At 35.8% G+C, this 13,305-nt stretch carries 9 protein-coding genes, 1 other RNA gene and 3 pseudogenes; 12 read left to right on the plus strand and 1 reads right to left on the minus strand.

The genetic code is table 11. The features are described 5' to 3' along the window. The first annotated feature begins 7 nt into the window (after positions 1–7). The 6 genes and pseudogenes from rnr to JCM21714_RS06790 all read left to right on the plus strand — a co-directional run bounded on the left by rnr (position 8) and on the right by JCM21714_RS06790 (position 6,590). On the plus strand, positions 8–2,176 hold the full coding sequence (rnr, locus tag JCM21714_RS06775) for a ribonuclease R (protein WP_369403490.1): 2,169 nt from the start codon (positions 8–10) through the stop codon (positions 2,174–2,176). Beyond that, positions 2,173–2,322 (plus strand): hypothetical protein, encoded by a 150-nt coding sequence (locus JCM21714_RS20085; protein ID WP_158413480.1) that lies wholly within the window; start codon positions 2,173–2,175, stop codon positions 2,320–2,322. The genes rnr and JCM21714_RS20085 overlap by 4 nt, the downstream gene beginning before the upstream one ends. A gap of 108 nt (positions 2,323–2,430) precedes the next feature. Beyond that, on the plus strand, positions 2,431–2,895 hold the full coding sequence (gene smpB / locus JCM21714_RS06780; protein ID WP_035722875.1) for an SsrA-binding protein SmpB: 465 nt from the start codon (positions 2,431–2,433) through the stop codon (positions 2,893–2,895). Positions 2,896–3,023: 128 nt separating this feature from the next. Next, positions 3,024–3,387, plus strand: a transfer-messenger RNA (tmRNA) gene (ssrA, locus tag JCM21714_RS19135). A gap of 716 nt (positions 3,388–4,103) precedes the next feature. Then, positions 4,104–4,490 carry an ArsR/SmtB family transcription factor gene (locus tag JCM21714_RS06785; protein ID WP_035722877.1) on the plus strand — a complete coding sequence of 129 codons (387 nt, stop codon included), beginning with the start codon at positions 4,104–4,106 and terminating at the stop codon, positions 4,488–4,490. Further along, positions 4,477–6,590: pseudogene (locus tag JCM21714_RS06790) on the plus strand (heavy metal translocating P-type ATPase). Before JCM21714_RS06785 ends, JCM21714_RS06790 begins: the two are co-directional and overlap by 14 nt. 87 nt (positions 6,591–6,677) lie before the next feature. Here the strand turns inward: JCM21714_RS06790 and JCM21714_RS06795 are convergent. Then, positions 6,678–7,300: pseudogene (locus JCM21714_RS06795) on the minus strand (flavodoxin family protein). Between the two features lie 290 nt (positions 7,301–7,590). Here JCM21714_RS06795 and JCM21714_RS06800 point away from each other — a divergent pair. From JCM21714_RS06800 to JCM21714_RS06820, 6 genes and pseudogenes are all read left to right on the plus strand, one after another. After that, positions 7,591–9,321, plus strand: a complete 1,731-nt coding sequence (locus JCM21714_RS06800) for a cache domain-containing sensor histidine kinase (RefSeq protein WP_052000449.1) — start codon at positions 7,591–7,593, stop codon at positions 9,319–9,321. Next, positions 9,296–9,553 carry a response regulator gene (locus JCM21714_RS06805; RefSeq protein WP_035722880.1) on the plus strand — a complete coding sequence of 86 codons (258 nt, stop codon included), beginning with the start codon at positions 9,296–9,298 and terminating at the stop codon, positions 9,551–9,553. Before JCM21714_RS06800 ends, JCM21714_RS06805 begins: the two co-directional genes overlap by 26 nt. Positions 9,554–9,590: 37 nt before the next feature. Continuing rightward, a complete protein-coding gene (locus JCM21714_RS06810) occupies positions 9,591–10,841 on the plus strand; it encodes a helix-turn-helix transcriptional regulator (RefSeq protein WP_235182657.1) in 1,251 nt (416 codons plus the stop codon). 126 nt (positions 10,842–10,967) lie between these two features. Continuing rightward, complete coding sequence (locus JCM21714_RS21055) at positions 10,968–11,186, plus strand: hypothetical protein (RefSeq protein WP_235182658.1); 219 nt, start codon at positions 10,968–10,970, stop codon at positions 11,184–11,186. Beyond that, positions 11,155–12,315 (plus strand): ABC transporter substrate-binding protein, encoded by a 1,161-nt coding sequence (locus JCM21714_RS06815; protein ID WP_235182659.1) that lies wholly within the window; start codon positions 11,155–11,157, stop codon positions 12,313–12,315. The genes JCM21714_RS21055 and JCM21714_RS06815 overlap by 32 nt, the downstream gene beginning before the upstream one ends. Before the next feature lie 90 nt (positions 12,316–12,405). After that, a pseudogene (locus JCM21714_RS06820) lies at positions 12,406–13,302 on the plus strand (carbohydrate ABC transporter permease). Positions 13,303–13,305: the final 3 nt, after the last annotated feature.

A 13,305-nucleotide genomic window follows, 5' to 3' on the forward strand; every position in this document is an offset into this window, starting at 1 on the left:
CCATACTATGAAAAAAGAAAAAAGAGGTGAAGAGTACAATATGAAGGATTTACAACAGCAAATATCTGATTATTTTAAAGAAAATGCAACAAAGCCACTATCTGTTCAGGAATTAGAAGAAGTACTCGAGTTAGATGGCTCAGATCAATTCAAAGAATTAATGAAGTCATTAAATAAACTGGAAGAAACAGGAGAATTAATTCGCACTCGTAAAAATCGTTATGGATTACCGGAAAAAATGAATCTAATTCGCGGTACGATCCAAATGCATGCAAAGGGGGGGTTTGCTTTCTTATTACCTGAGGACGAAGCAATGGAGGATGTTTATATTAATCATGCCGATTTAGCTTCAGCTATGAATGGTGATAAAGTATTTGTTCGAGTTGATCGGCGTGATGATGATGGAAAACGCTCAGAAGGTATTGTTGTCCGCGTTATTGAACGAAATACGACAGAAATTATTGGAACATATGATGACAATGGAGCTTTTGGGTTCGTGATAGCAGACGATAAGCGAATTCCTCATGATATTTTTGTACCAAAGAGTGAAGCAAAGGGTGCGGTTGAAGGGCATAAAGTCATTGTTGAAATAACAAAGTATCCAGAAGGCCGCAAGAGTGCTGAGGGTAAAGTGATAGAGATTCTGGGTCATAAAAATGATCCTGGTATGGATATTTTATCGATTATATATAAAAATGGCATTGCGATTGATTTTCCGCAAGATGTATTGGAACAGGCTGAGAATATTTCCGAGGAAATAACAGAGGCTGAGCTGAAAGATAGACGTGATTTACGAGGTGAAATGATTGTTACAATTGATGGTGCAGATGCAAAAGACTTAGATGATGCTGTAACGGTCAAGAAATTAGATAATGGTAACTATAAATTAGGTGTCTATATTGCAGATGTAACTTATTATGTAAAAGAAGGCACACCTATGGATCGGGAAGCATTTGAACGCGGAACAAGTGCTTATTTAGTGGATCGCGTCATTCCTATGATTCCTCATCGGTTATCAAATGGTATTTGTTCATTAAATCCTCAAGTAGATCGACTTGTACTTGGTTGTGATATGGAAATTACCAGTAACGGAGAAGTCGTTAATCATGAAATTTTCCAAGCGGTGATCAATACTACAGAACGTATGACTTATACAGCGATTAATAAGATATTAGCTGACAAAAATCCTGAAACGATCGAACGATATAATAATCTTGTTCCAATGTTTCAGAATATGGAAGATCTTGCTGCAGTATTACGTAAAAACCGATTCGGGCGTGGTGCGATTGATTTTGACTTTAAAGAGGCACAAGTCATGGTCGATGAAGAAGGAAAAGCAATTGATGTAGTGATTCGTGAGCGATCTGTCGGAGAAAGATTAATCGAAGAATTTATGTTGTGTGCAAATGAAACAATAGCAGAGCATTTTCATTGGATGGATGTACCGTTTATTCATCGTATTCACGAAGATCCGGATCCTGCAAAACTGCAATCGTTCTTTGAATTCATTGCAAGATTTGGTTATGTTGTTAAAGGTACTTCAAATGAAATCCATCCACAAGCATTACAACAAGTCTTGGAAAAAGTAGAAGGTTCAGATGAAGAGATGATTATATCGAAGCTGATGTTACGTTCGATGAAACAAGCTAAATATGATGCTCAGGGAATTGGGCACTTCGGTTTAGCGACAGAATTTTATACGCATTTCACGTCACCGATTAGAAGATATCCTGATTTAATTGTGCATCGTTTAATTCGTACTTACTTAATAGAAAAGAAATTAGATGCAACTACACGTAATCATTGGAAAGATCTTTTACCTGAAATAGCGAAGCATTCTTCTTTGAAAGAACGTGCAGCCGTTGATGCAGAACGCGAAGTAGATGATTTGAAAAAAGCAGAATATATGCAAGATAAAATTGGCGAAGAGTATGAGGGTGTTATAAGTTCTGTAACGAACTTTGGTCTGTTTGTTGAACTTGCTAACACCGTAGAAGGACTTGTACATGTAAGTTATCTGACGGATGATTATTACCATTTTGACGAACGTGCCTATGCTATGATTGGGGGGGAACGAACCGGTAATGTATTCCAGGTAGGCGATGCGATTACGGTTAAAGTGGCGCAGGTTAACTTGGATGAACGTGCGGTTGATTTTGAGATTTTGGGGGGATGAAGCCGAGAAGGAATCGACCACAAAAGCAGGGTAAAGTAATTGAAGCTAAGCGTGATAAAACCGGACTAAAAAAGACAGCAAAAAAATCTCAAAAATCTAATGGTGGAAAAAGGAAAAACACCGGTAGGAAGAAAAAGAAAAAATAGAAAAGCCTTCTGACTTTTCTATTTTTCTTGCTAAACATTATAAAGGATTAGCACGTTTCTCATTTTTTTGTTAAAATTAGTTTTACGGTAACAGTAGGAGGAACGGATATGGAAAAAAGTCAAGGAAGAGTCTTAGCACAAAACAAAAAAGCAAACCATGATTATTTTATAGAAGAAACGTATGAAGCAGGAGTTATATTGCAAGGAACAGAAATAAAGTCGATCAGAGCTGGTCGGGTTAATTTAAAAGATAGCTTTGCTACGATTAGACAAGGTGAAGCTTACATTAACAATATGCATATTTCAACTTACGAGCAGGGTAATCGCTTCAACCACGATCCGACTCGTGCTCGTAAGCTATTATTACATCGCAAACAAATTGATAAATTGATTGGAGATAGTCAGCAGGCAGGTTATTCGATTATTCCATTAAAAATATACATTAAAAATGGCTTTGCAAAGGTTTTAATTGGCTTAGCTAGAGGGAAAAAGAAATATGATAAACGAGAAGACTTGAAACAAAAGCAGGCAAAACGTGATATGGATCGAGCAATTAAAGATCGACTTAACTAATAATTACCAGTTTCAAAATCTTGAATTCTGTTTGTCTTATGTTATAATGAATATATCGGCAGGACATCTATAATTGAATAGTAAGATTAGCTTGAATATTTTTGTCCGTATGCCTATTTTAAAATGGGGGGGACGTTCCGGATTCGACAGGGATAGATCGAGCTCAGGTTGCGCGTCGAGGTTACGACTCGTAAAACGTTATCGCCAATAATAACTGGCAAAGAAAACAATTACTCTTTAGCAGCTGCGTAAGCACTGCTAAAGGATCCTTCCTACCATTGCCCACGTGGTAGATTGAAGGGTCTCACTTATTAGTGGGCTACGCTACTATCCTCCGTCTGTGGATTTGTAGAAGAGACTAATCAGACTAGCTGCTCGGACGCCTGTTGGTAGGCAGAAGAGTCAGCGAATACGCGAATATACCAACTATGCGTGTAGACGCCTGAGTGCCGATATCCGTGGACGTGGGTTCGACTCCCACCGTCTCCACCAATACATAATTGGTGGTTTTTTTATAAGGTAAGAAAGTATATAACCATTGGTATTACAGCATTTTGGTATCCGATTCCCGCTTTAAATGTGACATAAATGAAGATGTAGTAGATTGGTTATATTATTTATTATGAGAGTAATCGTGTGCAAGGAAATCGCTTCGGCTGCCCCCCCCTTCCCTTTCCGTGGCGTTTTCCCTTCAGCTAACTTTTTCGAGCACAAACCGCTCAAAAAGTGGATCTTCAGGGAAAACGGATGCCACAGGAGTGGAAGCGGACGGCCTCCGCTATAAAGTGGTTCTACAACGTTTGTGACAGCTGACTTGTCGAGGTTTATTAACAATATGAAATAAAAGTCGTCATATCTCTACTTACCCCGGTTGTAGCGCATGATTTAGCGTAGGCGGCCACTTCGACTCCTAAGGGATCACGCCCCCTTGGAAAGCGAAGTGGGCAAGCCGTAGCGGTGATATTACGGTTTATTCAATTCAGAATTTTTACATAATAGTTAGAGCACAGTACCTATGTTAGTAATATGGACCGGGCGGCTTCCCCGGTTTTTTTAATGACCAAAAATCATTAACCAATTTTTATTTTCTTCATATGATAATTTCATAGTCATATATTCAAAAGATTATTTGAGTATATAAATTGACTATTTTTCTATGCAACTATAAACTGATAATCAAATGAATATTTGAATGAAGGTGAATAATAATGGCTGAAAAGTTAATAAATGATGTGAAAGATACCTGTGATACCTTTTGTTATGATGAAGAAAAGGTAAATCGTATTCAACCTCAGTTGAATAAGGTCAATGGTGTTGAGTTAATATTTAAGGCATTGGCAGATGCGACACGAGTTAAAATTGCTTATGCTTTAACATTAGAAAAGGAGTTATGTGTTTGTGATGTAGCAAATATTATTGATTCTACTACGGCTACCGCTTCCCATCATCTACGATTATTGCGTAACATGGGATTAGCAAAATATCGAAAGGAAGGAAAATTAGTGTTTTATTCCTTGAAAGACGATCATGTACAACAATTAGTATCACTTGCTATGACCCATGCAAAAGAAGGTGATCAAAATGGAAGAAAATAAAAATGTATACAGGCTTCAGGGATTATCTTGCACAAATTGTGCAGCAAAGTTTGAAAAAAATATACGCGATATACCGTCAGTTGAAGACGTTCAGTTGAATTTTGGTGCATCCAAACTCACCGTACAAGGTAATGCGTCGGTTGAACAGCTGGAACAAGCGGGGGGGCATTTGATGGAATTAAAGTTCGACCTGAAAGAGAGAAAAGATCTGAAAAAAAGAATCTTTTTGGCATAAACGTTCCAATCTAACAACGATGGTATCTTTGTTTTTTTGATTATTGGATATGTCTTTTCTTTTAACCTTGGAGAGGAAAGTTCTATAACGATTGGTTTATTCGGATTGTCGATTGTTATTGGTGGTTATGATTTATTTAAGGTAGGTTTGAAAAATTTAACCAAGCTTCAATTTGATATGAAAACATTGATGACGATTGCTATTATTGGTGCTGCCATTATCGGCGAATGGGAGAAGGTGCTGTAGTTGTCTTTCTATTTGCATTAAGTGAGGCATTGGAAGGTTATTCGATGGATAAGGCAAGGCAATCGATTCGATCACTGATGGATATCGCACCTAATCGTGCTACGATAAGCCGAGACAATGAATTAATAGAAATGGATGTAGAGGATATTCAGGTAGACGATATTATGATTATCAAATCAGGTGAGAAGATTGCGATGGACGGAATTGTAATAAAAGGACAATCATCTATTAATCAATCATCGATTACTGGCGAATCCATTCCTGTCTATAAAACGCTAAATGATGAAGTCTTTGCAGGTACATTAAATGAAGAAGGATCTCTTACAGTTAAAGTGACGAAACTGGTAAAAGATACAACGATTGCGAAGATTATTCATTTAGTAGAAGAAGCACAAGCTGAACGAGCACCTTCCCAGTTATTTGTCGATAAATTTGCCAAATATTACACACCTGCTATTATGATAATTGCATTATTCGTAGCGATTTTACCGCCGTTATTGATCGGAGGTATCTGGTCGGAATGGATTTATAGAGGATTGGCAGTGCTTGTAGTCGGCTGCCCATGCGCACTGGTTATTTCCACTCCTGTAGCGATTGTCACTGCGATAGGAAATGCGGCACGAAGGGGTGTATTAATAAAAGGTGGTATCCATTTAGAAGAAGCAGGCAAATTGAATGCCATTGCGTTTGATAAAACAGGTACACTGACAGAGGGTAAGCCTGAAGTAACCAATATTATCGCTTTATCCGGAATGAATGAAAAAGCAATCTTAGGAATTTCTCAAGCGATTGAGTCATTTTCAACCCATCCTCTTGCCTCGGCCATTATTCGAAAAGCAAAAAATGATCAGGCTGAAAAGTATATGGCAAGTGATTTTCAATCGATTACAGGGAAAGGTGCTAAAGCAATTATTGAAAATAAAGAATATTTTATCGGGAGTCCATCTTTATTTACAGAAATACTAACGATTAGCAATGAAGTACATCAACAGATTGGTGATTTGCAAACACAAGGAAAGACCGTGATGTTATTAGGGACAAATCAGCAAATCATTGGTCTTATAGCAGTTGCTGATCAAGTGCGAAAAGAGAGCATAGCGATTATTCGAAATCTTCATCAGATTGGTATTAAAAAAACGATTATGCTTACAGGAGATAATAAAGCAACGGGTGAAGCAATAGGAAATCAATTAGGTTTAACGGAAACCAAAGCTGAACTTCTTCCGGAAGATAAATTGAATGAGATTAAAGATCTTCGTAACCAATATGGTAAGATTGCGATGGTAGGTGATGGGGTGAATGATGCTCCCGCATTAGCCGCGTCGACAGTTGGTATTGCAATGGGTGGGGCAGGCACAGATACGGCATTAGAAACAGCTGATATTGCATTAATGGCAGATGACTTAGAAAAACTTCCATATACTATTGCGCTGAGTAGAAAAACGATGACAATTATCAAACAAAATATATTCTTTGCACTAGGTTTAAAACTTCTAGCTCTATTGTTAATCATTCCCGGCTGGTTGACCCTGTGGTTAGCAATTTTCGCAGATATGGGCGCAACACTAATCGTAGTATTAAATTCCCTAAGATTAATGAAAACAAAATATAGCAAATAAACCAAAGGGGTGCAAACTAACATGCACCTCTTTGATTTACTATTTCATTTCATCTATTATCTCTGCGTTCGAGTACTAGAAAATTATTCATTCTAACAAATTACCTTTAGCTGGAATAGGATGTTCTTGAAATAGTCGTGCCAGATGAAGTGTGTTATAGGCCAGCATTTCTATATGCTTTTTGGTGAAAGAGTTTTCTCCTTCCTTATCCATATAAGATGGGCCTGGACCAGCTTCACCAACCCAATACGTATCCACATTTGGAGGGATAACAAAGCCAATATGTGACAGACCATATAAAATAGATGCTGCTGCATGTTTGGCACCATCTTCGTTTCCAGTTACTACTACTCCGCCAACTTTGTTATAAAAGATAGATTGTCCATTTTCCATCGTTTCACTACTGCTTCCATATATCTTTCGATAGCTAAAGTAGCTAGACTGCTTTTTTCACCAAGCCAAAGTGGGGTGCCAATGATGAGAATGTCTGCTTCTTTCACTTTCTTGAAAATTTGAGGCCATTCATCGCCTTCACCCATATCATCACTAATACCAAGAGAAATATTGTAATCTGCTAATCTAATTGTTTCTGTTTTAACATCTTCTTTTGATAATGTTTCTAATACTTCATTTGATAGAGCCTCCGTGTGTGACGCCTCAGATGAATCCTTTAATGAAGCATTTAGTACTAATGCTTTAATTGATGTCATATAATCACTCTCCTATCTCAGTTTATTTATCATATTCCTTTCATTGAGTAGTATTAAACATCATGTTTCTTTTTAAATAAGTGTTTGGAACCAGTAGTTTTCGAAAAAAAAAACTACTGGTTGCCGTTAATTTTACCTTTATTTTGTAAAAAATATCAAAAATTGACGACATAATTATTTCCCCCATATAATAGTAATGTGAATTATTGAAAGCGGTCACATTTAAAGTGAGGTGAACAGTATTTTTCGAAATACGTACGTACTATTTGAATTTGCGACTGAAACATAAAATGGTTATCTTAACGTCATTAGTTTTACTCGCTTTTAGTATTGGTGGACTTTCAATATTACAGTATGCGTTTCATTTATATAACAAGGAAATTTACCGGCAGTCTGCTCAAGCATTACAAGTATCCACAAATTCAGTTGAAGCAGAATTAAAAAAGATGGAACGTCTTTCTTACCAAATTTCAACAGATACCTATGTGCAATCATATCTTCAGGAACTAAGCAGTACAGATTCTAATTATGATCAATTCATGATAGGGAATGAATTAAGAAAAAGATTATTACATATCGGTGCCCTGAATAAATACGTTCAATCTATCCAGGTTTATGATGTTTTCAATAAAGAATATTCTAGTGGCAATTTCATGATGAATTTAGCTGAAGAAAGACTCCAAACAATGAAAGATGCTGCACAAGAAAAAGAGGGAGGAGTAAACTGGATTTCACCTTCTGAAAATGATGAAACTGTGATGGCAGTAAGGGATATTCGTGAATATATGGATTTTTCCTTTGAACGACTGGGCACAGTTGGTGTAAGAGTAGATATTCATGAAATTATGAATGAATTAACGAATAATTTAGAGGAACAGGAGACGAATTTCCTCATTTTTGATCAAGATCAACAGCAAATTTTTGCGAATGAGAATGGATTGAATACAATTAATCCAACCGAATATTTAGCAAATCAACAAGGTTATCAAATTATAAAATATAATGGAGATCGCTATTTTTTAACGTATTCAGAAGCCAATCATTTGGACTGGACCTATATGATTTTAACTCCATATAATAATTTATTTGCGGTAATTACAAAAGCACGCACGGCTGTTTTCCTTACTTATTTTACTTTATTTCTGCTTATGATCTTTTTGGGAACGAAATTTACAGGAACGATTGTCAATCCAATCGAAAGTCTGAATAAAAAAATGAAAAAAGTTCAAACAGGCGATCTTGATTATTATGACGTGGGAATGGAAACCCAAATGTCAAAAGATGAAGCAGGCCAAATGCATGAAAATTTTAAAAAAATGATGAATCAAATTAATTTTCTTATTGGAGAAAATTATAAAAAGCAATTATTAATTAAAGAATCAGAATTTAAAACACTTCAAGCGCAAGTCAATCCTCATTTTCTCTATAATACTCTTGAATCTATTAATTGGTCAGCAAAAATTGCAGGAGAAAAGAAAATATCACAAATGGCGGAATCATTGGGATTTGTACTTAGGGCGTCGATCAATATGAAGGACATGTTAATTTCACTAAACGAAGAAATTAGTATTGTGGATCATTACATTACTATTCAGAGTTATCGATTTGAGGAAAGGTTACAATTTACTAAAAATATAGCGGACGCCCATTTAACAACACTGATACCAAAGTTTATTATTCAACCATTAGTCGAAAATGCTATCCGATATGGTTTGCAAGAAATGATTGGAGTATGTAAGATTCATGTATCAGTAAGTGAAACAGAAGAAACTGTTATTATATGTGTAGCAGATAACGGACCGGGAATAGAAACCGAATACTTAGAAAAAATTATATCAGGAAACTATCAACCGAAAGGAACTGGTATAGGCCTGCGAAATATAAATGAGAGGATTAAGCTTTTATTTGGTGAGAAATATGGCTTGAAGATTGATAGTGAGATAGGAAAGGGTACTACGGTTTCTATCATTTTACCGAAGGAGGAGAAAAATTCTTATGTACAAGGTGTTGTTAGTAGATGATGAACGAATGATATTAGATGGGATATCGGTTATTGTTGATTGGTCTCAATACGAAACTCAATTAATTGGTAAAGCAATGAATGGAATAGAAGCATATGATTTTATTAAGAAAAATAAGCCAGATATCGTTATAACTGATATAACCATGCCTGGATTAGATGGAATCGAACTCGTCAAGAAAGCGAAATTGGAATATCCAGATATTAAATGGATCTTCTTATCGGGGGTTTAGTGAATTTGAGTATGCCAGACAGGCCATGCGTTTTGGAGTGAAGCATTATTTACTCAAACCCTGTAATGAAAGTAATATTGTTGAAGCATTAAAGGATGTAGTGAAGGAAAAACAAAACGAAGAAGAAGCAGAATCCTATATGAAACTAATGGAAGAGGAAGTAACAAAAAATACAGTTTCTGAAAAAGAAGAGATTTTAAAACAATTTTTTCTGTATCAACAGGTAACAGATGATTTGAAAGAGAAAATGAAAAGTTTAATAGAAGAGGTGTATCCATCGGAGCGATTCTATTTTTGTACCATTTATATAGATTCTTTACTTACATATGACCATATAACAGATGTAATCGAATCTATACAAATTCAGTTAAATGAATCAAAGGCTATTATAACATTTATTGAAAATAAAATAATAATGATGATGTCGACATCTATCCCAGAAGAAGAGGTAAACTTGTTAATAACTTGTTTGCTTCAGCCACACGAACATGAATATAGCATTGTATCCACTCCACCCTTTGCAAAGGAAAATATAGATAAAATTCCAAAGCTAGATGAAATGATCCAGCAACTGTTTTATCAGCCTACATATACTGTTATTAATCATCAATCATGGCTTTCTTTTCATGAGCATTTAAGTGCGGATTTAGAAATTGATTTAGAAAAAATTATGTTCTATTTAAAGAAACAGCAGCAACAACAAGCAATGCAATATCTTCAAAATTTTATTAACAAGTTAAAAAGACATAGGATAAGTCCTAAAGTAACTCGTGTTTACTTTATTCAAATTTATTTACTACTTATGACCAGACATTCACAATATACTACTGAAAATCGTGTGCAAGCAATCGGGGGGGAATTGGAGGATCTTCAACATTTAACTGAATATGTTGAATTCTTTGAGAACTTATTTAACAGAATGATAGAACAAGTGGAGCATCCAAAAAAGTATTCACAAGTTGTTAAACAAATGCTTCAAAGTATTGATGAGCAAATCGAAAATTCTGAATTATCCTTGCAATGGTTAGCGACAAACTGTCTTTATATGAATGCCGATTACTTAGGGAAAACATTTAAAAAGGAGATTGGTCAGCGATTTTCATCCTATGTTACAAATGCAAGAATTAATAAAGCAGTGGAAATCATTGAAGAAGAACAGGATATAAAGGTGTTTGAATTAGCGGAAAGATTGGGTTTTGGAAATAATCCTCAATATTTCAGTCAATTGTTTAAAAGAATGAAGGGGTTTACACCCTCAGAAATAATTAGATCTAACGAAAGAGACTAGAGCGTTTCTAATTTCTCTTCTTTTTAAACATTTACCACTGATTTTTCTATCATACCTTTTATTGATAATCTGATATGCTATTACTGTAATCGCTTACAGAAAATAAAAAGGGGGGGAGGGAAAGAAATGAAAAAATCTTTGTTAATACTTTTAGGAATGATGATGATTTTATGGTTGACAGCATGTGGAGGAGATGATAACTCCGAAGAGGCTGGTAAAGACACAGGAAATGATGCGGCTGAAGAGAAAACTGATGAAAACACAGAAACTGAAACCGAAACTGAAGCAGGTGGAGAGGATGTAACACTAAGAATTGCCTGGTGGGGGTTCTCAACCACGACATGACTACACGTTAGAAGTAATTGAAATGTATGAGGAGCAAAATCCTGGTGTAACAATTGAGCCAGAATATGCAAGCTGGGATGACTATTGGCAAAAACTTGCACCACAAGCAGCAGCAAATGAATTGCCAGATATTCTAGCTATGGACTTATCTTATTTATCACAATATGCTGGAAATGGTCAATTAGCTGATTTAAATCCTTTCATTGGAAACCAAATTGATGTGGAAAATATTTCAGAAGATGTTGTAAATGGCGGTACGGTAAATGATGGAATCTATGGTTTTAACTTAGGAGTAAATGCAGTTGGTTTTCATTATAATCCAGATTTGCTTAAAGAGGTAGGAATTGAAGAAATACCTGAAGATTGGACATGGGATGATTATAAAGAAATGTCTCAAAAAGCAGCGGATGCAGGCGTGTTTTTTGATACTGGATTCGCTCCAGATGTATTCTTTAACTATTACTTACGTCAAAATGGAGCACGTCTATATGCAGAAGAAGGAAGCGGTTTAGGTTTTGAGGATGATCAATTATTTATTGATTTCTTCTCCATGGTACAGAATCAAGTGGAAAAAGAAGCAATACCTACTCCAGATTACTTGGCACAATTAGCAGGACCTGAAGATGATCCTACTGTCAAAGGAGAGGGTATTGGTATCTTCCAATGGTCTAACCAATTTGTAGGGCTTGAAGATATCTCTGAATACCAATTTGATATGGCGCCAATGCCTGGTCCAAATGTAGCAGATGGTTTATTCCTAAAACCAAGTATGTTCTTCTCAGTTTCAGAAAACTCCGAAGCTAAAGAAGAAGCGGCAAAATTTATCAGCTTCTTTGTTAATGATGTAGAAGCAAATAAATTGATCCTAGGTGATCGTGGTGTTCCAGTTTCTTCAGTTGTAAAAGAAGCGTTAAAAGAAGAAGTTTCTGCATCACAAGCAGAAGTGTTTGATTATATTGCCTGGGTAGAAGAAAACAGTTCAGAAATGGGTGCTCCAGATCCGGCAGGTGCAGGTGAGATTATCGAATTATTAAATAACTTATCTGAACAAATTGCATATGGAGAAATTAGTCCAGAAGATGCAGCTGAACATTTCAGAACAAATGCAGAAAGCATTTTAGGAAACTAATTGTCAAAATAATAAAGACAATGGCTGATCCTATGAGATCAGCTATTGTTTTTCATCTACTCTTTATTAGAGAAGGGAGTTAAGAATTACATGCACACAAATATGAAACAGAATCTTTGGGGATATTTCTTTATTGGTCCATTTATTATTGGCTTTTTGGCTTTACAATTATTCCTATCATTGCTTCCTTTTATTTTTCGTTTACGAGTTATGACCTATTTAATGCACCGAGATGGATAGGGTTTGATAACTTCAAGCAAATGTTCACAGCAGATCCTCGTTATTTACATTCTTTGAAAATTACCTTTATTTATGTATTTATTGGGGGTCCCACTTAGACTTGTTTTTGCATTAATTGTAGCAATGTTGTTAAACACAGCTTCGAGAGCGGTTGGATTGTACCGTACCTTGTATTATTTACCATCCTTAATTGGTGGCAGTGTAGCAGTCGCTATCATGTGGCGTAATATTTTTGGAGATGATGGTATTGTTAACATTGCTTTATTAACAATGGGTGTAGATCCTGTTAGATGGTTTGGAAATCCTTCAGCAGCTTTATGGATGCTGATCTGTTTATCAATTTGGCAGTTTGGTTCGTCGATGTTAATATTCCTGGCTGGTCTTAAATCAATACCACAGAGTTATTATGAAGCGGCAAGTGTAGATGGCGCCAGCTTTTTTCAAAAGTTTTTTAAAATCACCATTCCAATGTTAAGTCCGGTCATATTATTTAATGCAATTATGCAAACTATTGCAGCATTTATGACGTTCGTACCAGCCTTTATTATCTCAAAAGGTACAGGTGGACCTTTAGATGGTACTTTATTGTATTCTCTTTACTTATTCAAACAAGGTTTTGAATTCTTCCACATGGGTTATGCATCTGCAATGGCATGGGTAATGCTTATCATTATTGCGATATTAACTTCATTAATCTTTTTATCATCAAAATATTGGGTTCACTACGAATCAGAAGGAGGCAAATAAATA

The organism is Gracilibacillus boraciitolerans JCM 21714 (assembly GCF_000521485.1).
Classification (GTDB): Bacteria; Bacillota; Bacilli; order Bacillales; family Amphibacillaceae; genus Gracilibacillus; species Gracilibacillus boraciitolerans.

Coding starts and splice junctions, on each gene's coding strand:
- smpB (WP_035722875.1), top strand. CDS start 2,431: ATGGAAAAAAGTCAAGGAAGAGTCTTAGCACAAAACAAAAAAGCAAAC.
- JCM21714_RS06785 (WP_035722877.1), top strand. CDS start 4,104: ATGGCTGAAAAGTTAATAAATGATGTGAAAGATACCTGTGATACCTTT.
- JCM21714_RS20085 (WP_158413480.1), top strand. CDS start 2,173: ATGAAGCCGAGAAGGAATCGACCACAAAAGCAGGGTAAAGTAATTGAA.
- JCM21714_RS06800 (WP_052000449.1), top strand. CDS start 7,591: ATGGTTATCTTAACGTCATTAGTTTTACTCGCTTTTAGTATTGGTGGA.
- rnr (WP_369403490.1), top strand. CDS start 8: ATGAAAAAAGAAAAAAGAGGTGAAGAGTACAATATGAAGGATTTACAA.
- JCM21714_RS21055 (WP_235182658.1), top strand. CDS start 10,968: ATGAAAAAATCTTTGTTAATACTTTTAGGAATGATGATGATTTTATGG.
- JCM21714_RS06805 (WP_035722880.1), top strand. CDS start 9,296: ATGTACAAGGTGTTGTTAGTAGATGATGAACGAATGATATTAGATGGG.